Raw genomic sequence first — 18,167 nt, 5'->3', positions numbered from 1 at the left:
GATGAACATAAAACGCCTAATTAGTATTCTGACCTTAATTAGTGCGGGCCTAACAGTACAGGCCCAAGAGCGCATCGTTTCTGCCACAGGCAACGCCTCAGAAATTATCGCTAACTTGGGCTTGGCCGAGAGTTTAGTAGGCGTGGACACCACAAGTACAGAACCCGCTGAATTAATGGACTCCCTACCAAAGGTGGGCTACCGTCGCAACCTATCGGCAGAGGGTATCTTGTCACTCAATCCCGATCTGCTTATCTTAGCGCCTGATGCAGGACCGCCAAATGTACTTGAACAATTAAAGGTGGTCAATGTACCTCTACTCCAAATCCAGGATGATAAAAGCATCAATGGCTTAGTCAATAATATCGAGCTGATTGCCAACACCTTGGGCGCCCAAAAACAAGCTAAAGAACTCATCGCCATGATTCGTCAAGAGGAAAAGGTAATAGCCAAAGAGCGGATGAACTATAAGCGCAAACCAAAAATTGCCATTCTGATGGATGGTACGACCGGGCAACTAACAGGTTTAGGCAGAGAGACTGCTGGCGATAGTCTAGTACACATTGTGGGCGGTGAAAATGCTTTTACCGAGCAATTCAAAGGCATGAAAGCAGTATCACGCGAGTCGTTGATCGCAGACGCAACAGACATGATTATCATAAGTACTTTCTCTGAAGAAAAAAAAGTAAATGAGCTAACCCTAGCCAAAGCACATTACCCAGAAATTGCCTTGAGCCAGGCAGGTAAAAATGATTGCATCTTCCGTATTGATGCTGTTAAAGCCTTAGGCTTTGGTCCTAAACTCACCGAAGCTGCACTACAAATTGCGCAAGCAGTGAATCGCTGCTTGCCCTAGGTGGAGTTGACTGTGGTTTTAATGGAATATTTGAAAGCATATACCGATTACACTATTTTCGGCATCTTAGGTCTAATGAGTTTAATCATGGTGTATGCCGCCATTGAGCGGAGTCTATTTTTTGCAGGCTTAAAACCCGCTAGCTATCAGACGGTGTATGAGCTTGAAATCGATATGCGCAAAAACTTGAGCATTATTTATAGCACTGGCTCTATTGCCCCTTATGTAGGGCTTTTAGGCACCGTGATCGGCATTCTGATTACTTTCTTTGATATGGGTCAGGCGGGCGGCAACATGGATGTCACGCAAATCATGATTGGGCTTGCCCTTGCGTTAAAAGCTACTGCTGCAGGCATTGTGGTCGCCATTCCTGCAGTGATGATTTACAACCACTTTCAAAGCAAGGTAGATACGGGCAAACTGGCTTGGCAAGCGCTAAATGAAAAAAGTCTCATAAACTGTCAGGAGACCTCTGATGCAAAAATTTGATGGTATAAATGTGGTCCCTTTTATCGATATTATGCTGGTATTGTTGGCTATTGTATTGGCGACGGCGACCTTTATCTCACAGGGAAAAATCCAAGTGAATTTGCCCCAATCAAATAACAGCACCTCACTCGCCTCGCAAGATTTTGCCGTGGTCGTTGTAGTCGACCAAGCAGGGCATTACTTTATTGATGATAAACCACAAAGCCTTAGTGAGCTTGAGGCGCTCATGACGCAGCAGAGTGACCAGCCAATCACCATCAAAGTTGATGCGACCGCCCCCTTTCAGAGCTTTTTAAGCCTGACGGATATTTTGAATAAGCAAAACTTAAGCAAGGTCACTGTTATCACGGAAAAATCAAGTACGGAGCAGCACTAATGCGTAACCTTTTTGCGGCGACCTCATCAACCCTCATTCATCTATGCTGTGCTGTGGTCATCTATAGTCTGTGGCATGGTGCGGATGACCTTATCCCTGTGCAAGCAGCCGAGGCCAGGGTCGTAGATATCGGCATGTTAATGGCGGTCGAACAAAGTGACAATATACAAAAAACGCAAGCAAAACAAGCCAGTGCCTTGGCAGCAGTAGATTCTGCGCCTAGTCAAAAATCAACAGAACCAGTCGAGCCTGAAGCGAAACCAAAGGAGCAGCCCAAGAAAAAAGCACCAGAAAAGATTACAAAACCTAAGCCTACGCCCACACCTAAACCCAAAAAGGCACCCATAAAACACAACCACTCGACCCGAAAGCACAATACTGACACCATTCAAAAGACAGCAAGCCAAGCACAACAAGGCAGTGGGCTTGCTAAAAGCAATCAAATCGCCCAGCAAGGCACGACCAACAAGTCACTTGGTGGTCAAGGACATGCACAACAAGGCCATGGCGCTTCCTACCTAGCAGGCTTACTGAACACCATCTCCAAACGGGCGGCGCAGAGCTATCCACAACAAGCCAGACAAATGCGCCAACAAGGACGGGTTAAAGTGGCTTTTACCCTGCAGGACGATGGTCGTTTAAGCAATATCCGCCTGCTACAAAGCAGCGGCTATCACAGTTTAGACCAGGCCGCACTCAACACCTTAAAACGCCTTGGCAAGTACTCGCCGCCTCCAGCTGGCGTTAATCGACAAATTAGTACCACCATTGTATTTTCACTTAAATAATAACTGATAAGAGCAAAGGAATAGTTATGCTTCATTCACATACCGAATCAACGAACCAGCTTATCGACGATAAAAACTTATCCGACTTCGATAGCTACACCACCGAGCAAGGCCTACAAGACGCCTTAAAAATTTATCAAAGCACCTTTGCTGGTGACTTAGCCACTATTATCCGTCCAGGTAGAGAATTGTCTGGTTACCCCATGGGTTCAGTTGCCCCGTTTATGCTGGATCACACGGGTTGTCCTGTCATTTTTTCAGCACGTATTGCCGAACATAGCAAAAACGCTAAAAATAACAGTCGCGCTTCCCTGTTGGTGCGCGATATCAGCTGCAATCATCGCATCGAAACGGGTTGGCGTCTCACCATCGTTGGCGACTTAGAAGAAGTAACAGCGGATGAACGTGAACGCGTGGCTAAGCAATATGAGCGTTTTTATCCAAACTCCGCCTCCTACAGCAAAGTACACGACTTTATGTTCTTACGCTTAAGACCTAAGAAACTCCGTCTGATTAAAACCTTTGGTCAAATTAAATGGCTAAATGTCGAGGAGGTTGCGGTGGCATCCCCCTTTACAGAAGCACAGGAAGATCACATTATCGGGCATATGAATGAGGACCATGCGGCGGCCATTCAACATTATATGAAAGTCCTTAACATTGAGAACGCAGCCACAATCACACCCGTCATGGTTGGCGTAAATCAATTCGGTGCAACCCTGCGCTATGGTCAGCACCTTGTACAACTGCCCTTTACTGAGGTATCAATGACGACTGAAGCGGTGAGAAAGCAACTCGTTGCCTTAGCTAAACGTTAGGACATGTGAGCTTATGTTTTTATCGATACACGGTACGTCACATCGTATCTATATTTTTGTGATTTTGGCTTGTCTGTTTTCTATCACCATCTTTGCTGGCATTAGTACAGGTGCGGTTAAATTCGACCTACAAGCTTTTATTCACTTACTACTAAGCGACTCTCAAACCTCAAGTAATGACTATGCAAAACAAATTCTTTTGCATATTCGTTTGCCGAGGGTGATTGCCGCCATTTTGGTGGGTGGATCCTTAGCCATCTGTGGTGCTGTGATGCAAGGCTTATTTCGCAATCCCTTAGTCGATCCAGGTATTGTAGGGGTAATGTCAGGCGCGTCTTTGGCGGCGAGCTTTAGTATCGTGTTAGGTGGTACCTTTATGCCTACACTTTTCAAAAGCCTAGGCGATTATGCCCTACCCTTTATGGCCTTTCTAGGCGCTTGGTTGATGACGCTAGTACTGTATCGATTCTCAAAGCGCGGTGGTAGCTTAAATATTGCCGCCATGCTTCTCATTGGTATCGCCTTAGGGGCACTTGCTGGTGCCCTAACAGGCTTACTGACTTATGCCGCTGATGACAATCAATTGCGCTCTCTGACCTTTTGGGGGATGGGGAGTTTAGCTATTTTTGACTGGCACAAAGTATCCATTTTGTTTGTTGTTATCCTCTTTGCTACACCACTTTTAGCCCGTGAAATACGACTACTTGATGCACTGATGTTAGGGGAAAAAGTTGCTGGGCATTTAGGCTTCAATATTGAGCGTGCAAAAAAACGTTTAATCTTTTTAGTCGCTTTACTCGTTGGCACCTCGGTTTCTTTTGCCGGAGGAATTGCCTTTATTGGCCTAGTGGTACCGCATATCGTCCGTGGCTTAGTAGGCAGCCACCATCGCTACGTCTTTCCTGCCTCGTTTATCTTTGGTGCCACCCTCCTCTGCCTAGCCGATATGATGGCACGCACCGTTGTCACTCCCGCCGAACTTCCCATCGGCATTATTACTGCAATGATTGGTGCCCCCTTTCTTGCTTACCTAGTCTGGCGTCAAATGGGAGGACTACGCGCATGACACCAATTATCTCAGCACAAAACCTTGGAGTTCAGGTGGGCATGAAGCACCCGCGCTCACTCTTACGTGATGTTTCAATCAGCATCCCAGCCGGGCAACTAACGACCATTATGGGCCCTAATGGGGCGGGCAAAACAACTCTACTAAACCTACTTAATGGTGACAACAGGCCCGACACTGGTCTGGTTCTTTTTAAGCAGAAAGCGCTTGCAGACATCAATCGTCTTGCTTTGGCTAAACAGCGCGCGGTCTTGCCACAGTTAGATAACGTGCCTTTTTCCATTAGTGTTATGCAAATTATCGAAATGGGACGAGAGCCCTACCGCGATACTGCTAGCCGTCATGATAATGCCAGCGTGATCAGGCAAATCATTGAATGGATGGAACTAGAGGATATGCTTGAGCGTAACTACAGCTCATTATCGGGAGGCGAGCAACACCGTGTGCAAATTGCTCGTACCTTAGCGCAAGTTTGTCGTGACAGTGATTTTAATTTACAGGGTCAGGTGTTGTTCTTAGACGAGCCAACTAACCACTTAGATATACGTCACCAGTATGCCTTGATGTTACTCTTGAAACAACTCCAAGCCAAAGGACTCACGATTATTGTAGTGATTCATGATATTAACTTAAGCTTGCAGTTTTCTGATCAAATTATCCTGCTAAAGAATGGCCTGCTGATGGGACAATACACGCCCGAACAACTCGTGCAATGCAACGCCCTATCGCACGCCTATGATATCAATATTCGGGCGGCATGGCATGATAAATTTGAGCGCTATTTGATTGCTCCCCAAATGCAGACTTAAACTATTAAAGCTTGACATTTAATTAGGCAGTTCCTATGTCACACTATCCTCACTTAGCTAGACTTGTCTTTCAGCGGCAGCGTGTGCTTTGGTGTATTGAGTGGCGAGGGGTTTATTGAGTTGTAATACGCTGCCTAGTCACCACCTCGGCTTTCGAGTTGGCGCTTTTTTGTGAGCTAACGAGAGAACCCGAGCACTGTATTTTCTCCTCCATCAAGGATATAGGCCCTTTGAATCCCATCAGATGAATACCATCTTTTACCGACAATCGGGTCATAGCCTTCGTGATACCCTAAGGACAAAAGATATTCCTCAAGCTCTTTAATATCTCGTCTGCCATCATACTCTACTTTAATGCCCTCAGAACGTGTGCCGTCTTGTGGATAATATGAAATTATTGATTTATCCGTCATCCCCGGTGCATTTTTAATTTCGTCTGGGGTGAACATCTCGTAAGGGATTCGATCCAATCGCGTGTAATGCTGGGAATCAAATGAGAATATGTAAGGGCCATACAAAACAGCCCAGCGACTGATAAACACAATACAACAAAATAGTATGACCCACTTCAACCATTTAAGGCTTTTGTTCGACACAAGCAAACTCTTCTCCTAATCCATTTGGAAAATCTCTCATACTAACCCCCTATGTCACACTAGTTGTCCGATCATTTATGCTTGATTAAGCCATTATGGGCTATAAGGTGGCGTGCATTAACTCTGAGCTGCCATTCCGCAACAAAGGACGACAAGGATTAACGGCGAGCAATCCGATACTTTTGCGCAACCACAAACACCAAGACGCTGAACATTTATGATGATTTTAATCGTGACATCCTTAGATGAATAAGTCACCAAAACTCATATCAAAAGCGTTTTTCAAGGAACAAATCTTGATATTGAGCCAGACCCCTTATCAGAAAGCCTATGTAGAACGCTTAAATCAAAGCCATCGGGAATAATGCTGCCTATGTTTCTCTTTAGCAACATAGAACAAACACACTGTCACACTAAAGTACGTCTAACTACGTATAATACGCTCAGAACTCAGCAGGCTTTACTGGGGCAATGCAGAGGAGAAACAAATGAAAATTGATTTTTCAAGACGCTTAATGCAATTAACCGTAAGACACGATATTAACAATACCGCTGATTTAATTAAAAAACTGTCTGATGAGGAGTTTAAAGCCTCTGATGATGGTCAAGAACTCATTTCTATTCTTGATCACATATTAGATAATTCAGAATATCCACGATATTATGTTGATAAAAAGATATCTCCTCTCCTTGAAGCAAGTGCTTAGGATCACTAGGCGCTTATTTATTGATAATGACCGGAACAACCTCAATACCATTTACCCACACCCGCCTTATCAACGCTATAAAAAACGTCCCCAGCAAAGGATGTCACCATCCTCATACTAGGGACTTTGCAAAGCAACAAACAGCGATTAATTAAATAACTTATTTGGTAACCACAATGCAATCTCTGGGAAAAAGAACACAATAATTAGACCAAGTGTTTGCAATAAAATAAATGGAATGGCCGCTTTGTAAATATCGTATATGGTGATATGTTTTGGTGCCACTGAGCGCATATAAAATAAGTTATAACCAAAAGGTGGCGTCAGATAGGCAGTCTGCATACTCAAGACAAATAAAATCGCAAACCAAATCGTATCAAAGCCTAGCTCACTGACAATCGGTACAAAAATAGGCACGGTGATAAAGGCAATGGCAAAATCATCTAAAAACATCCCTAGCACAAAGAAGCTAAGCAGCATCATCGCGATGATCATTTTAGGTGAAATATTGCTATCGTGAATAAAATCGCTTACCAACATACCAGCACCTAAGCCAATATAAACGCGACTAAAGAAAACCGCCGCAATCGCAATCCAAATTAACATGCCGGTTAATTTAGTCGTGCTCATCAAGACATCGATCAGTACGTTGCGATTAAGACGACCACGCACAGCCGCCACCACCAAGGCACCACCAGCGCCAATTGCCGAGGCTTCTGAGGGTGAAGTCACACCAAAAATAATACAGCCTAAAACGGTAAGCACCAACAGCACAGGCAATAGCATATGGCGCAAGGCCTTAAACTTATCACCCATTGATACCCGCTCATCACGAGGTACCGCTGGACCCATTTGTGGATTCAACCACGAGCGAAGCAAGATATACGCAATATAGATGCCGGCTAGTAAAAGTCCTGGTACAATGCCAGCAACAAATAGCTTACCAACGGAATCACGGGATAGGAAAGCGTAGACAATCATTAACAGACTAGGCGGAATTAAAAAGCCTAAGGCGCCACCTGCCATGATGGTTCCCATCACGATCTTCTTCTCATAGCCGCGCTTAAGCATCGCTGGTAATGCAATCAGACCTAAACTGACCGTAGCTGCGCCAGAAACGCCTGCCATTGCCGCAATAATGGCACAAATAAAGACTGTTCCCACACCTAAGCCGCCAGGTATAAAGCCCATCAATTTGTACATCATATCGAACAAATCATCGGTAATACCTGAACGCTCTAAAATCAACCCCATCAAAATAAATAACGGCAAAGAGATAAGGATGAAATTATCCATGGTTGAGTAAGCCGCAGCTAGCAACAATTCCAAACCACCGGTGCCGAACATCAGATACGCACTCAACATGCCTGAAACCATTAGCGCCCAGGCCAATGGCGCACCAATGACCATCATCAACAGCATGGATGAAAACATGATGACCGTGACGGCCAGCGGACTCGGATCAAGCAAAAAATCAAACATCATCATCCCCACTCACAGACACTGAATGACGTGGATCAGTAAAGGAAATATTCAAAAATAAAAGCACAGCTCGCACTAACTCGGCTAAGCTCTGCAGCATCAATAACAACACAGCAATTGGAATTACCGATTTAATGTAGTAGAGCGGAGGCTGCCAGATGCTACGCGCAGACACCTCCCTCGCCTCCCACGACTTGAGTGCAAAATCAATGGAGTGCACTAGGAAAACAGCTAAAATAAATAGCCCAATTGAATACACTAGAATGTCACAAAAACGCTGTAATCTAGCAGGCAGTAATAAATACACCACATCACTGCGCACATGCCCTAAATGCTTTAAGGTATAACTACCAGACAAGATAGCAAAAGCACCAAAAATCATGGTTGATAATTCATGACTCCAAATGGTCGGCGCATTAAAAAAATAACGCGACACCACCTCATAGATTAAGGTCAGAATTAGCACCAAAGCAAACCATGCAATCACACGTCCAACCCACTCAGAAAGACCGTCTTGCAAGCGTAGATACTTTTCAATCATCAGAAAGACCAACTTATCTTAAGAATTAACAGAGACAACAAAGGGGTTGATATTGCTAATACCCACCCCTTGCTAACAACTAACGACCTTGTGCTTTTTTATTTTCCATCAAAATGTCGATGAGTTTGGCGTTACGCTCAGACTTAGCGGCTTCCTCTTGCCAGATTTTTTCAGCTGCCGTAGCTAATTTACGGGTATCCTCATCATTAATCGTCGCGAAATTAAATAGCTTCGCCTCTTCCATAAGCTTTTTATTACCACTATCTAACCACGCATGAATATCTTCGGCGTATTGGTTAACGGCCTCTTTGACAAGCGTTTTTTGTTCATCATTCATCTTATCCCAGACTTTTTTATTGATGATGATGGTTTCAATCCAGCCAGGGTTCAGTAAATTGAGTGAGGTATAGTTTTTAGCCACTTCGTTAAGCTTTAGCTGCTCATACTCAAGTGGACCGCCGTATAAAACACCATCGATCACGCCGGTGGATAAACCCACATACAATTCCTCAGCGGGTAAAAAGACAGTAGGTACATCAAACTCTTTTAGTAACCGAGCCATTTGACCAGTCGAACGGATCTTCATTTTCTTAAGATCCTCTAGGGATTTGACCGGTTCTTTGGTTAGCAATTCATAATCACTACCATAACCACGGCCAATCAGAACGACTCCTTTCTCTTCATAGGCTTCAGCAATAATCGGATCTAATTTTTTAAACACCTCGCGCGCTTCTTCTACGCTAGTCCAGGCGCCAGGTAGCCCCGCTTCAATATTGCCAACGTCGACTTGGCCTGGCCAATAACTACCAACCCCATAGGCAATATCAATGGTGCCGCGGCCTACTGCTTCCACAAACTGGTCACTGGACACCAATTCACCGCCACGGAAGTATTGCATACGAATTTTGTTATCGCTTTTTTCTCGAAGTGTATCTTGCATGCGCTTAGCGGCTGTATCCATTTCCGAACCAAAGAAAGTGTGGAAACGCAAACGCAAATTGTCTGCATGGGCAGCGGTAGCTACTAAAGAAAATGCCGTCGCCGCTAGTACCGTTTTAAAGAAACGACTTAATTTCATCTTTGTCTCCTTAACTAGTTAAGATGTTTATAAGTTAACAATTTGTAGTTTTTATTAATGAAATTTATTTTATGAATAAGTGGCACTACTGAACAGTGCCACTTTGCCTATATTTTATAGAGCCAATTTAAATACATCTAATATATTCAATAGCTTAGCAATCATAAAAGCTCTTATTTAGGGATTATCCCTGTATCTGCTCAGCAATCTCCTTGATTCAGCTCAAATAAAAAGCCCGTCAGATAGAAAAACATCTACATGACGGGCTTAGGATTAACGCTAATCGCTTACTTTAAATACAAAACACCTGCTTAGGATTAAATGCCACCCATTAGCATGTATTTCGTTTCTAAGTAATCATCCAAACCGTATTTAGCGCCTTCGCGACCAAGGCCTGATTGCTTAATGCCGCCGAAAGGCGCCGCTTCATTAGAAAGAATACCTGTGTTGATGGCTACCATGCCATACTCCAAGGCCTCTGCAACGCGCCACACGCGACCTAAGTCACGGCTATAAAAGTACGCCGCTAAACCGTATTCGGTGTCATTCGCCATTTGCACCACATCCTCTTCGGTTTTGAAGCGGAATAATGGGGCTAAAGGACCAAAGGTTTCCTCCTTAGCAACTTTCATCGACGAGGTCACTTCGGTTAACACAGTAGGCTCAAAGAATAAACCACCTAAATCATGCTGCTTACCGCCAGCGGCGACCTTAGCGCCCTTGCTGACAGCATCGTCAATATGCTCTTGCACCTTAGACACAGCAGCTTTGTCAATCAAAGGTCCCTGCGTTACATTGGCCTCAGTACCAGCACCTACCTTAATCTTGTTGACGGCAGCAACAAATTTTTCGACAAAGGCATCATAAATATCATCCTGAACATAAATGCGGTTTGCACAAACACATGTTTGTCCCGCATTGCGGTATTTAGAAATCAACGCCCCCTCAACCGCCGCATCTAAATCAGCGTCATCAAATACGATAAATGGTGCGTTACCGCCCAGTTCTAATGAGACCTTCTTGATCTGATCGGAGCACTGTGACATCAATAAACGACCAATTTCAGTGGAGCCCGTAAAGCTAAATTTACGCACAATGGGGTTGGCCGTCATTTCTTTACCGATTTCTGATGCTGAACCAGTCACCACCGACACGAGACCTGCTGGCACGCCAGCTTCCTCTGCTAATACGCACAATGCGAAGGCCGAGTAAGGGGTTTGGGCGGCCGGTTTTATCACCATCGAACACCCTGCACCTAGGGCGGCACCGACCTTGCGAGTAATCATTGAGGACGGGAAGTTCCAAGGCGTGATGGCGGCGCACACTCCCACCGGCTCTTTGGTCACGACAATACGGCGATCCGACGCTGGACCCGGGATAATATCCCCATAAGCGCGCTTACCCTCTTCCGCATACCACTCAAGATAGGCGGCACCATAAGCAATCTCACCCTTTGCTTCGGCTAATGGCTTACCCTGCTCAAGCGTCATGATACGTGCCAAATCATCCTGATGCTGCATCACCAGATCAAACCATTTGCGTAATACAAGCGCACGCTCTTTAGCACTTTTAGCACGCCATTGCTTTTGCGCTCGCTCGGCCGCTTCAATGGCGCGGCGGGTTTCAGCCTGGCCCATCTTAGGCACGGTACCTAACACCTCTCCCGTGGCTGGGTTAGTCACTTCCAGTGTCTCACCACTGTCTGCATCCACCCACTGCCCATCAATATAAGCCTGTTGTTTAAATAAATCCTTACGTGATAAGTCCTGCATACACTCCTCCTAAAAAATAATGCGCATATTTCCTTGTCATTGTTGCCAAGCAAAGCAGCAATTGCAAATGGCACCCTAATAAAGCGACTTTAAGGCATATTATCTAAGCCATTTATCTTTTGCAATGCTTTTACAGCGAATTTATGAATTTCGAATCGCCTAAGTCCTTAATTCACTGCGGATAATTCTCGCTAATTGTGCGAATCTCGGTTTAATCAGCTCATCGGCAACGTTGGCATAACCCAACAACACACCCGCCCTAGACGGCTCACCCAGATAATACCTACTCAACGGTCTGACCATAATACCTGCCGCTTTTGCCGCTCGCGCAATGGCCACATCATCCGTACCCGCTGGTAGATGTATCACCAAATGCAATCCAGCTTCAACATTTGAGGAAACCCAATCCGGCCCTAACTGCTCATTAATAGCCTCACGCAATAATACGGAACGTTTGGCATAGCGTAAACGCGACCTTCTCACATGTGCAGCATAATGCCCCTCAACCATAAAATCCGCTAATACAGCTTGTTCAAGCAAGCGGCCATCGCGATATTTTTCCGACAAACCAATGGCAAAATAATCCACTAAATTTTCTGGCAATACCATATAACCTAAGCGCATACCGGGGAATAGGGTTTTAGAAAAGGTACCCAAATAAATCACTTTTTGATAGGAGTCTAAACCTTGTAATGAAGCAATAGGTAAACCGGCAAAACGGAATTCACTATCGTAATCATCCTCGATAATCCATGCATCATGCGCATTGGCATAGTCTAACAACATGCGACGTCGGGCTAAGCTCATCACATGTCCGAGTGGATATTGATGTGATGGCGTCACAAAAATAAGTTTAGGGGGTTGCGCTATCTGCTCAGGCGTGGGTGCCAAACCCTCTTCGTCAATGGCGATGGGGACAATATTAGCGCCTGCCATTTTCAGCACGGTGGCGGCCCCCCAGTAACCTGGATTTTCCATCCAAACGGTCATACCCGGGTCAATCAGCAAATGGGCAATTAAACTAATGGCATTGTGCAAGCCAGAAATCATCAATACTTGCTCAGCCGTGCCATTAACCGAACGGGCCAAGCGCAAGCGCTCGATTAAGGCTTGACGTAGTGGCAAATAACCTGCCCCATGCGCATAACTAAGCATCGCTGGTGTTGCTTGTTGCCAATGCTTACGCAATAAACGTAGCCAAATATCCTTGGGAAACAAAGAAATATCTGGCACACCTGAAACAAATGGCTGCCATTGCTCGGCTGAAGCCTGGGCTGAACTCACCAGCTCAAAACCACGCTTGGATAAATAGGGTTGATGCTCAGTCATTGGCGATTTCTCTTTGAGCGCTGACTCCTCCTGCGACCAATCCGCCACTGGCACCGTATCAGAAACAAAAGTACCACTGCCGGTCTGCGAAATCACATAGCCCTCTGCGAGTAATTGCTCATAGGCAAACATAATGGTATTTCTGGAGACACCACAATCTGTTGCTAAACTACGACTGGCGGGCAACTTCACTCCGGCACTGAGTTCACCACTTAAAATTAAATCACTTAATATAATGTAAATCTGGCGCGCTAACGGTATCTCACCATCGCGCTCCAAGCGCTGCAAAATATGCTCTTGTAATGCATCAATATGCATTCTTCCCTCCCTAAGTGGCTCCACTTATTTTTGCATAAATGGCTCTTTGCATGGTACCAAATTAAGGATAAGCTAAGAAAATTACATGGATTGTTTTCGTCAGCTCCCGATGCGACAAAACACAGCGTCATTCAACACTTGATAGATATAACTTTGTGAGGAGACATTTTGAATGAAAAACGCAACCTTAGTTGAACGCAAAAACGCTGCCACACCACGTGGTGTCGGTGTGATGTGTGAGTTTTATGCTGATCGCGCAGAAAACGCTGAAATTTGGGATATTGAAGGCAAGCGTTACATCGATTTTGCTAGTGGTATTGCGGTATGTAATACCGGGCATCGTCACCCACGTTTAGTGGCGGCGATTGAAGAGCAATTAGCTCGTTTCATTCACACTGCGTATCAAGTCGTACCCTACGAGTCCTATGTTGAATTAGCGGAAAAAATTAACGCCCTCGTACCGGGTGATTTTCCTAAAAAAACCGCTTTCTTTACCACCGGGGTAGAAGCCGTTGAAAACGCAATTAAAATTGCGCGTTATGCGACCCAGCGCCCTCATATTATTTCTTTTAACCATGCATTCCATGGTCGTACGCTTTTAGGCATCACCTTAACCGCCAAAGTAAACCCTTACAAAAAAGGCTTTGGTCCTTTAGCGCCTAATGTTTACCATTCACCATTCCCGAATGAGCAACAAGGTGTCAGCCTGGATGATGCCAAGCGTCAACTCAAATCATTACTTGCCGTCAGCGTGGATCCACAACAAGTAGCGGCGATTATTATTGAGCCTGTTCAAGGTGAAGGTGGTTTTAACGTATGCCCACCAGAGTTCATGACCTTCTTACGTGAACTATGCGATGAACACGGTATTTTACTCATTGCAGACGAGGTTCAAACTGGCTTTGGCCGCACTGGCAAGCTATTTGCGATGGAACATTATGGGGTGGCAGCCGACATCACCACCATGGCAAAAAGTCTGGCTGGCGGCATGCCGTTATCTGGCCTCTGCGGTCGTTCAGACATCCTAGATGCACCACTACCTGGTGGGCTTGGCGGCACCTATGCTGGTCACCCCTTGGCCACAGCTTCAGCGCTTGCAGTCATTGAGGTGATGCAAGAGGAAAATCTATTAGAAAAAGGCAGCAAATTAGGTGATAAACTCCAAGCCATGCTTAATGAGCTACGCGCTGAGGTGCCTGTTATCTCCGATGTGCGCGGTCTAGGTGCTATGGTTGCGGTTGAATTCCGTTGCCCTAAAACCGGTGCCCCACAAAGTGATTTTGTCAAAAAGGTACAACAAGATGCACTGGCTAAGGGCTTGATTTTACTTAGCTGCGGACCAGATGCCAATGTCATTCGCTTCTTATTCCCACTCACCATTGGTGAGGAGCTATTTGATGAGGCGCTAGGCATTTTACGTGATGCCTTATTAGCTAATCAGTAGGGCTAGACCACCTGAGTGTAACCACGGGATGATATGAACATCATCCCGTTTTTTTTATGGCAACGCTTGCTACAGTGGTATTCGCTTGTCATCAACGTGATTGGCTTGTTATGCTAAAAGTGATTTAAGCACTGACTCGACCTAAGCCCTATTCACTGGTTACTCACAATGGCAAAACGCACGCGCTTGAAAAAGCCCATTATTAAAACCACTAAACAACTACTCAAACTCCAACAGCAACTGACAAAACAGGTAAAAAGGAAATTGCCAGAGCAACTCAAGGCAATGAATGTGTTATTAACACGACCTGATCCTCAAGGACGTGGCATCTGGAAAAAGCATCGCTTTATTGCGCCAGCCTTTTCTAAGGTAACCCTAGTGCCACAGCTTGATTACTATATTTTTGAACCTTCAGCAAGCGTCCGCCATCCAAGCACTGAGGGTATGCCTTTAGTGGTTATGTTGCATGGTTGCCAACAAGACAGCGCTTTATTTGCTCAAGGTTCACAGATGAACGTGGTAGCTCAACGCAATGGTTTTGTGGTGCTTTATCCTCAGCAAAGCCGTCGCTACCATCTCACTAACTGTTGGCATTGGTACGACACGGACAAGCATCATCAGGGCATGGCTGAAGCCCATAGCATCATGAGTATCATTCAAAGCACCATTATGATGCATCGCCTTAACCCTAACAAAGTATTTGTGGTTGGCTTATCTGCTGGCGCCGCAATGGCTGGCATATTGGCGTCAAACTTTCCTTCGCAATTCGCTGGCTTAGCCATGCACAGCGGCCCCGTGCTAGGTCTCGCTTATGATGCGCAGAGTGCGGTTAGCACCATGCGCGATCCGCAGGTAGTTTCTGATAGCATCTTAGCAGCGGCTATGGATGGCTTTGCACCACCCCAAAAGTTACAACTGCCGACCATCATCCTGCAGGGGGAAAAGGATAAGATCGTTCATCCACGTCATGCCACTGAGCTAGTTAAACAGTTGCTTCACTTTAATCAGCTACCAATGAACAGTCTTGCTAAAAGCACTGAGTTTTTTCAAGGGACAACAAAAGAATATAATCAATCGCTTTATTACGATGGACGCAAGCGTATCATCGAGTTAATTCTCATTAAACACCTGGACCATGCGTGGGCTGGAGGCGATCATCGACTCCCCTTTAACTCCCAGCATGGGCCCCATGCAAGTCAATTAATCTGGCAATTTTTTAAACGATATCTTTGATTGTCTGCTCAAACTATCGTTAAACGATATGTTATAGTGCTGTCAACATTCACAATGCAACAGACAATACCTTATGAACAAAATGACTGAATTGGAGTTAAACCCTGTTTTAAAAACCATGGTCGAACGCAAAAGCGTGCGTCAATTTTTAGCTGATCCCGTTTCACAGGACGATATCAAGACTATCCTCAAAGCGGCCAGTTCAGCCCCTAGCGGCAGTAACATTCAGCCTTGGCATGTACAAGTCGTTAGCGGTGCAAAACGTGAGGCACTGGCTGCGGACATGATGCAAGCCTTTAATAACAAGCACCGTGAAGAAGCTGAATATAAATACTATCCTAGACGCTTGAGTGAGCCATATCTTACGCGTCGCCGCGAAAACGGTTGGGGACTCTATGGTACCTTAGGCATTCAAAAAGGCGACTTAGCCGCAATGAAAGCGCAGCAAGTGCAAAACTTTAACTTCTTTGGCGCCCCCGTCGCCCTCTTTATCTTAATTGATAAAGAAATGGAATTAGGTAGCTGGATTGATACCGGTACCTTTATACAGAATATTTTACTTGCGGCAAAATCACTCGGACTAAGCACCTGCCCACAAGGTGCTTTGATGCATTACCCTAGTATCGTACGTAAGCATTTAAACTATCCTGAGAATCTGAAGATCGTTTGCGCCATTTCGATTGGCTACGAAGATAAAAATCACATCGTCAACACCTTCAGAACGCCACGTATTGAGCTAGATGAATTCACCACCTTTCATTGGGATGAATAAGTTTGAGGTCCTCCTCAGACGCTTGCATGGGGAGAACCTCAGTCATTGACAGGGCGGACTATGCGAGAACTGGCGCGGTCTTTTGTAAAGCTTAAAAAGGCGGTCACTTAATGATGAGGGAGCCACAGCAGATTAGGTCTGCATTAGCTGCGCTAGAGCGAGTCGGCTAACAGCTTTAAAAGCCTGATTCTCTCTGATTGTAAGCAGCCCGTTGCATTCCAAATCGGATCCTCACAGATGCTGTAAAAACTCTCCTCAAGCCCCAAAGCTTCATAGGCCGCAACATCCTTCATCCAATCGCCGAAATAATACGCTTCAAGCTGCTTGCGATTTTCTTCTATCGCCGCAAAGCGCTCAATAAACGCCTGCATTTCTTTAACATCTTGTTCCGCTTGAACCGTGCGAGCGTCCATCTCGCTAAATATCTTACGTAATTGCTCTAAACTTTTTTCTTTACTTTCACTCATGCTGTATGACCTTTAATTAATTGTCTATCTGCGCCACCAACGTCATCTCCCGCCTATGGGTTTAGATATTGCGCTCATGATGCCGTTATGATACAGAGGATATCACTTAGCTTTTTATCCCTACGACAACAACTCTATACTAAACTGATTTAAGCTGCGGTGGTAATACGGGGTTAAGGCAACAATTGTCTGCAAGTGCTTCAATGCTATCACCATCGCTAGGCTTTAAGGCTAATTGCTTGATTAACGATAGAATGATGTCGTCTTTAGTCCTGTAACTTTCCATGTGAAATACTCCTATGATGGATATCGGATTAAAGAAAGTTACACAAAATTATTTACAGGCTCTTTTTGCTTTTTACTTTATCTTCTTTTTCTAAAGTTTCAATCCTTTTATAAAAGGATAGATCTTGTGGAGCTTTAATTTTTTCACTGTTTTTTTTAAATTTATCCAGCATTTCTATTGAAAATCTTCTATGGCCACCTGGCGTTTTGTGCCTTTATAAACTCAAGGCATAAAAACTCATCGGCCCCGTATCTTCCATACTCTTATCTTTCTAAATTCTCATCAAGATTTCTTTCATTAAAATAAATAACATCTTTTCTTAGCTGAGGTATAGACTCTAAAACTCTCGGAATATCTTGTTTTACGGTATCCCAGACAATAGCCAAATCAATAGTGTAATAACCATGCACCATTTTATGCCTCATTGCTGCCATATCTTTCCACGGCAATGTCTTATTATTTTTCACAAAATCTGGAAACTTGAGTGAGATTACTGCCGCAATTTCACCTAAAGTAATGATATCTAATGTCAATGAACGCTGAAGCAATCTATTTGACCTAAACTCTTCTTCCTGAATATCATCTGTGTCCTTAAGTATAGCCTCAGCATATTCTTTGATATGTTCAATTTGTTCATATAAATCAAACTTACTCATAGTGACATGGCCGTTTCTATAATTTCGTTTTTATGTTTTGGTGGTAATTGATTTTCTGTGACAATATCTACATCAATACCCAACAACTCTGACAATTCATTCTTTAGCCTTGAAACCATGAACAAAGTAACCCCTCGTTCGGCTTGAATTAAAAAATCAATATCACTCTCCTCAGTATCTTCACCTCGTGATACTGATCCAAATACTTTTGGATTTTTTATCAATGGATATTTAGAGAATATGTTTTTAACATCTTGATTATGTTTAGCTAAGGCCTCGGATGG

The 18,167-nt window shown here is 44.5% G+C and carries 21 protein-coding genes; 11 read left to right on the top strand and 10 right to left on the bottom strand.

Translation table 11 applies throughout. The features are described from left to right. The first annotated feature begins 1 nt into the window (after nucleotide 1). The 7 genes from HMPREF3144_RS01720 to HMPREF3144_RS01690 are packed head-to-tail and all read left to right on the top strand — an operon-like array spanning nucleotide 2 to nucleotide 5,202. The gene (locus HMPREF3144_RS01720; RefSeq protein ID WP_052043604.1) at nucleotides 2–856 is read left to right on the top strand and encodes a heme/hemin ABC transporter substrate-binding protein; all 855 of its coding nucleotides are present in this window, start codon (nucleotides 2–4) and stop codon (nucleotides 854–856) included. A gap of 21 nt (nucleotides 857–877) precedes the next feature. Next, a complete protein-coding gene (gene exbB, locus HMPREF3144_RS01715) occupies nucleotides 878–1,345 on the top strand; it encodes a TonB-system energizer ExbB (RefSeq protein ID WP_036558883.1) in 468 nt (155 codons plus the stop codon). After that, nucleotides 1,332–1,721, top strand: coding sequence for a TonB system transport protein ExbD (gene exbD / locus HMPREF3144_RS01710; RefSeq protein WP_070475968.1), 390 nt, complete (start codon nucleotides 1,332–1,334; stop codon nucleotides 1,719–1,721). The genes exbB and exbD overlap by 14 nt, the downstream gene beginning before the upstream one ends. Then, on the top strand, nucleotides 1,721–2,509 hold the full coding sequence (locus HMPREF3144_RS01705; protein WP_018026932.1) for an energy transducer TonB: 789 nt from the start codon (nucleotides 1,721–1,723) through the stop codon (nucleotides 2,507–2,509). The genes exbD and HMPREF3144_RS01705 overlap by 1 nt, the downstream gene beginning before the upstream one ends. Before the next feature lie 26 nt (nucleotides 2,510–2,535). Further along, nucleotides 2,536–3,327, top strand: coding sequence for a HugZ family pyridoxamine 5'-phosphate oxidase (locus tag HMPREF3144_RS01700; RefSeq protein ID WP_018026933.1), 792 nt, complete (start codon nucleotides 2,536–2,538; stop codon nucleotides 3,325–3,327). Between the two features lie 13 nt (nucleotides 3,328–3,340). Beyond that, on the top strand, nucleotides 3,341–4,393 hold the full coding sequence (locus HMPREF3144_RS01695) for a FecCD family ABC transporter permease (RefSeq protein ID WP_048766811.1): 1,053 nt from the start codon (nucleotides 3,341–3,343) through the stop codon (nucleotides 4,391–4,393). Next, the gene (locus HMPREF3144_RS01690) at nucleotides 4,390–5,202 is read left to right on the top strand and encodes an ATP-binding cassette domain-containing protein (protein ID WP_083290354.1); all 813 of its coding nucleotides are present in this window, start codon (nucleotides 4,390–4,392) and stop codon (nucleotides 5,200–5,202) included. The genes HMPREF3144_RS01695 and HMPREF3144_RS01690 overlap by 4 nt, the downstream gene beginning before the upstream one ends. A 176-nt stretch (nucleotides 5,203–5,378) precedes the next feature. On the opposite strand, the gene HMPREF3144_RS11830 is transcribed toward HMPREF3144_RS01690, so the two are convergent. Continuing rightward, entirely contained in the window at nucleotides 5,379–5,651 is a 273-nt protein-coding gene (locus tag HMPREF3144_RS11830) for a hypothetical protein (protein ID WP_225792237.1), read from the bottom strand. Nucleotides 5,652–6,286: 635 nt separating this feature from the next. Between HMPREF3144_RS11830 and HMPREF3144_RS01680 the strand changes: the two genes are divergently transcribed. Continuing rightward, a complete protein-coding gene (locus HMPREF3144_RS01680; protein WP_048766809.1) occupies nucleotides 6,287–6,505 on the top strand; it encodes a hypothetical protein in 219 nt (72 codons plus the stop codon). A gap of 147 nt (nucleotides 6,506–6,652) precedes the next feature. Here HMPREF3144_RS01680 and HMPREF3144_RS01675 read toward each other — a convergent pair whose 3' ends face one another. The 5 genes from HMPREF3144_RS01675 to HMPREF3144_RS01655 all read right to left on the bottom strand — a co-directional run bounded on the left by HMPREF3144_RS01675 (nucleotide 6,653) and on the right by HMPREF3144_RS01655 (nucleotide 13,025). Next, complete coding sequence (locus HMPREF3144_RS01675; RefSeq protein WP_246823827.1) at nucleotides 6,653–7,993, bottom strand: TRAP transporter large permease; 1,341 nt, start codon at nucleotides 7,991–7,993, stop codon at nucleotides 6,653–6,655. Next, nucleotides 7,980–8,528 carry a TRAP transporter small permease subunit gene (locus HMPREF3144_RS01670; RefSeq protein ID WP_018027295.1) on the bottom strand — a complete coding sequence of 183 codons (549 nt, stop codon included), beginning with the start codon at nucleotides 8,526–8,528 and terminating at the stop codon, nucleotides 7,980–7,982. The genes HMPREF3144_RS01675 and HMPREF3144_RS01670 overlap by 14 nt, the downstream gene beginning before the upstream one ends. Nucleotides 8,529–8,607: 79 nt before the next feature. Then, nucleotides 8,608–9,606 (bottom strand): TRAP transporter substrate-binding protein DctP, encoded by a 999-nt coding sequence (gene dctP, locus HMPREF3144_RS01665; RefSeq protein WP_048766808.1) that lies wholly within the window; start codon nucleotides 9,604–9,606, stop codon nucleotides 8,608–8,610. Between the two features lie 317 nt (nucleotides 9,607–9,923). Continuing rightward, a complete protein-coding gene (gene gabD, locus HMPREF3144_RS01660) occupies nucleotides 9,924–11,378 on the bottom strand; it encodes an NADP-dependent succinate-semialdehyde dehydrogenase (protein ID WP_036560669.1) in 1,455 nt (484 codons plus the stop codon). Nucleotides 11,379–11,537: 159 nt separating this feature from the next. Then, a complete protein-coding gene (locus tag HMPREF3144_RS01655; protein WP_070469464.1) occupies nucleotides 11,538–13,025 on the bottom strand; it encodes a MocR-like pyridoxine biosynthesis transcription factor PdxR in 1,488 nt (495 codons plus the stop codon). Between the two features lie 172 nt (nucleotides 13,026–13,197). Between HMPREF3144_RS01655 and gabT the strand changes: the two genes are divergently transcribed. From gabT to HMPREF3144_RS01640, 3 genes are all read left to right on the top strand, one after another. Next, on the top strand, nucleotides 13,198–14,469 hold the full coding sequence (gene gabT / locus HMPREF3144_RS01650; RefSeq protein ID WP_070475965.1) for a 4-aminobutyrate--2-oxoglutarate transaminase: 1,272 nt from the start codon (nucleotides 13,198–13,200) through the stop codon (nucleotides 14,467–14,469). A gap of 168 nt (nucleotides 14,470–14,637) precedes the next feature. Next, nucleotides 14,638–15,702, top strand: coding sequence for an extracellular catalytic domain type 1 short-chain-length polyhydroxyalkanoate depolymerase (locus HMPREF3144_RS01645; RefSeq protein ID WP_070475961.1), 1,065 nt, complete (start codon nucleotides 14,638–14,640; stop codon nucleotides 15,700–15,702). A 73-nt stretch (nucleotides 15,703–15,775) separates the two neighbouring features. Beyond that, a complete protein-coding gene (locus HMPREF3144_RS01640) occupies nucleotides 15,776–16,474 on the top strand; it encodes a nitroreductase (RefSeq protein ID WP_083290353.1) in 699 nt (232 codons plus the stop codon). A gap of 152 nt (nucleotides 16,475–16,626) precedes the next feature. Here HMPREF3144_RS01640 and HMPREF3144_RS01635 read toward each other — a convergent pair whose 3' ends face one another. The 4 genes from HMPREF3144_RS01635 to HMPREF3144_RS01625 all read right to left on the bottom strand — a co-directional run. Beyond that, nucleotides 16,627–16,941 (bottom strand): DUF4298 domain-containing protein, encoded by a 315-nt coding sequence (locus HMPREF3144_RS01635; RefSeq protein ID WP_036560655.1) that lies wholly within the window; start codon nucleotides 16,939–16,941, stop codon nucleotides 16,627–16,629. Nucleotides 16,942–17,080: 139 nt separating this feature from the next. Further along, nucleotides 17,081–17,227 (bottom strand): hypothetical protein, encoded by a 147-nt coding sequence (locus HMPREF3144_RS11640; protein WP_168163045.1) that lies wholly within the window; start codon nucleotides 17,225–17,227, stop codon nucleotides 17,081–17,083. 263 nt (nucleotides 17,228–17,490) lie between these two features. Further along, complete coding sequence (locus HMPREF3144_RS01630; RefSeq protein ID WP_036560653.1) at nucleotides 17,491–17,883, bottom strand: HepT-like ribonuclease domain-containing protein; 393 nt, start codon at nucleotides 17,881–17,883, stop codon at nucleotides 17,491–17,493. Next, a partial coding sequence (locus HMPREF3144_RS01625; protein ID WP_070475957.1) for a nucleotidyltransferase family protein occupies nucleotides 17,880–18,167 on the bottom strand: 288 nt, incomplete at its 5' end. The genes HMPREF3144_RS01630 and HMPREF3144_RS01625, both read right to left, overlap by 4 nt.

This window comes from Oligella sp. HMSC05A10 (genome assembly GCF_001808335.1).
Classification (GTDB): Bacteria; Pseudomonadota; Gammaproteobacteria; order Burkholderiales; family Burkholderiaceae_B; genus Oligella; species Oligella urethralis.
The sequence above is the reverse complement of the archived record's forward strand: the minus strand, read 5'-3'. Positions and strand labels throughout refer to the sequence as shown.

What these genes read in the sequence shown, in the direction of transcription:
- exbB (WP_036558883.1), top strand. Translation starts at nt 878, where the DNA reads ATGGAATATTTGAAAGCATATACCGATTACACTATTTTCGGCATCTTA.
- HMPREF3144_RS01680 (WP_048766809.1), top strand. Translation starts at nt 6,287, where the DNA reads ATGAAAATTGATTTTTCAAGACGCTTAATGCAATTAACCGTAAGACAC.
- HMPREF3144_RS11640 (WP_168163045.1), bottom strand. Translation starts at nt 17,227, where the DNA reads ATGGAAAGTTACAGGACTAAAGACGACATCATTCTATCGTTAATCAAG.
- HMPREF3144_RS01630 (WP_036560653.1), bottom strand. Translation starts at nt 17,883, where the DNA reads ATGAGTAAGTTTGATTTATATGAACAAATTGAACATATCAAAGAATAT.
- HMPREF3144_RS01670 (WP_018027295.1), bottom strand. Translation starts at nt 8,528, where the DNA reads ATGATTGAAAAGTATCTACGCTTGCAAGACGGTCTTTCTGAGTGGGTT.
- gabD (WP_036560669.1), bottom strand. Translation starts at nt 11,378, where the DNA reads ATGCAGGACTTATCACGTAAGGATTTATTTAAACAACAGGCTTATATT.
- HMPREF3144_RS01720 (WP_052043604.1), top strand. Translation starts at nt 2, where the DNA reads ATGAACATAAAACGCCTAATTAGTATTCTGACCTTAATTAGTGCGGGC.
- HMPREF3144_RS01700 (WP_018026933.1), top strand. Translation starts at nt 2,536, where the DNA reads ATGCTTCATTCACATACCGAATCAACGAACCAGCTTATCGACGATAAA.
- HMPREF3144_RS01705 (WP_018026932.1), top strand. Translation starts at nt 1,721, where the DNA reads ATGCGTAACCTTTTTGCGGCGACCTCATCAACCCTCATTCATCTATGC.
- HMPREF3144_RS01695 (WP_048766811.1), top strand. Translation starts at nt 3,341, where the DNA reads ATGTTTTTATCGATACACGGTACGTCACATCGTATCTATATTTTTGTG.
- HMPREF3144_RS01690 (WP_083290354.1), top strand. Translation starts at nt 4,390, where the DNA reads ATGACACCAATTATCTCAGCACAAAACCTTGGAGTTCAGGTGGGCATG.
- HMPREF3144_RS01655 (WP_070469464.1), bottom strand. Translation starts at nt 13,025, where the DNA reads ATGCATATTGATGCATTACAAGAGCATATTTTGCAGCGCTTGGAGCGC.
- gabT (WP_070475965.1), top strand. Translation starts at nt 13,198, where the DNA reads ATGAAAAACGCAACCTTAGTTGAACGCAAAAACGCTGCCACACCACGT.
- HMPREF3144_RS01635 (WP_036560655.1), bottom strand. Translation starts at nt 16,941, where the DNA reads ATGAGTGAAAGTAAAGAAAAAAGTTTAGAGCAATTACGTAAGATATTT.
- HMPREF3144_RS01645 (WP_070475961.1), top strand. Translation starts at nt 14,638, where the DNA reads ATGGCAAAACGCACGCGCTTGAAAAAGCCCATTATTAAAACCACTAAA.
- HMPREF3144_RS11830 (WP_225792237.1), bottom strand. Translation starts at nt 5,651, where the DNA reads ATGTTCACCCCAGACGAAATTAAAAATGCACCGGGGATGACGGATAAA.
- HMPREF3144_RS01675 (WP_246823827.1), bottom strand. Translation starts at nt 7,993, where the DNA reads ATGATGATGTTTGATTTTTTGCTTGATCCGAGTCCGCTGGCCGTCACG.
- HMPREF3144_RS01640 (WP_083290353.1), top strand. Translation starts at nt 15,776, where the DNA reads ATGAACAAAATGACTGAATTGGAGTTAAACCCTGTTTTAAAAACCATG.
- dctP (WP_048766808.1), bottom strand. Translation starts at nt 9,606, where the DNA reads ATGAAATTAAGTCGTTTCTTTAAAACGGTACTAGCGGCGACGGCATTT.
- exbD (WP_070475968.1), top strand. Translation starts at nt 1,332, where the DNA reads ATGCAAAAATTTGATGGTATAAATGTGGTCCCTTTTATCGATATTATG.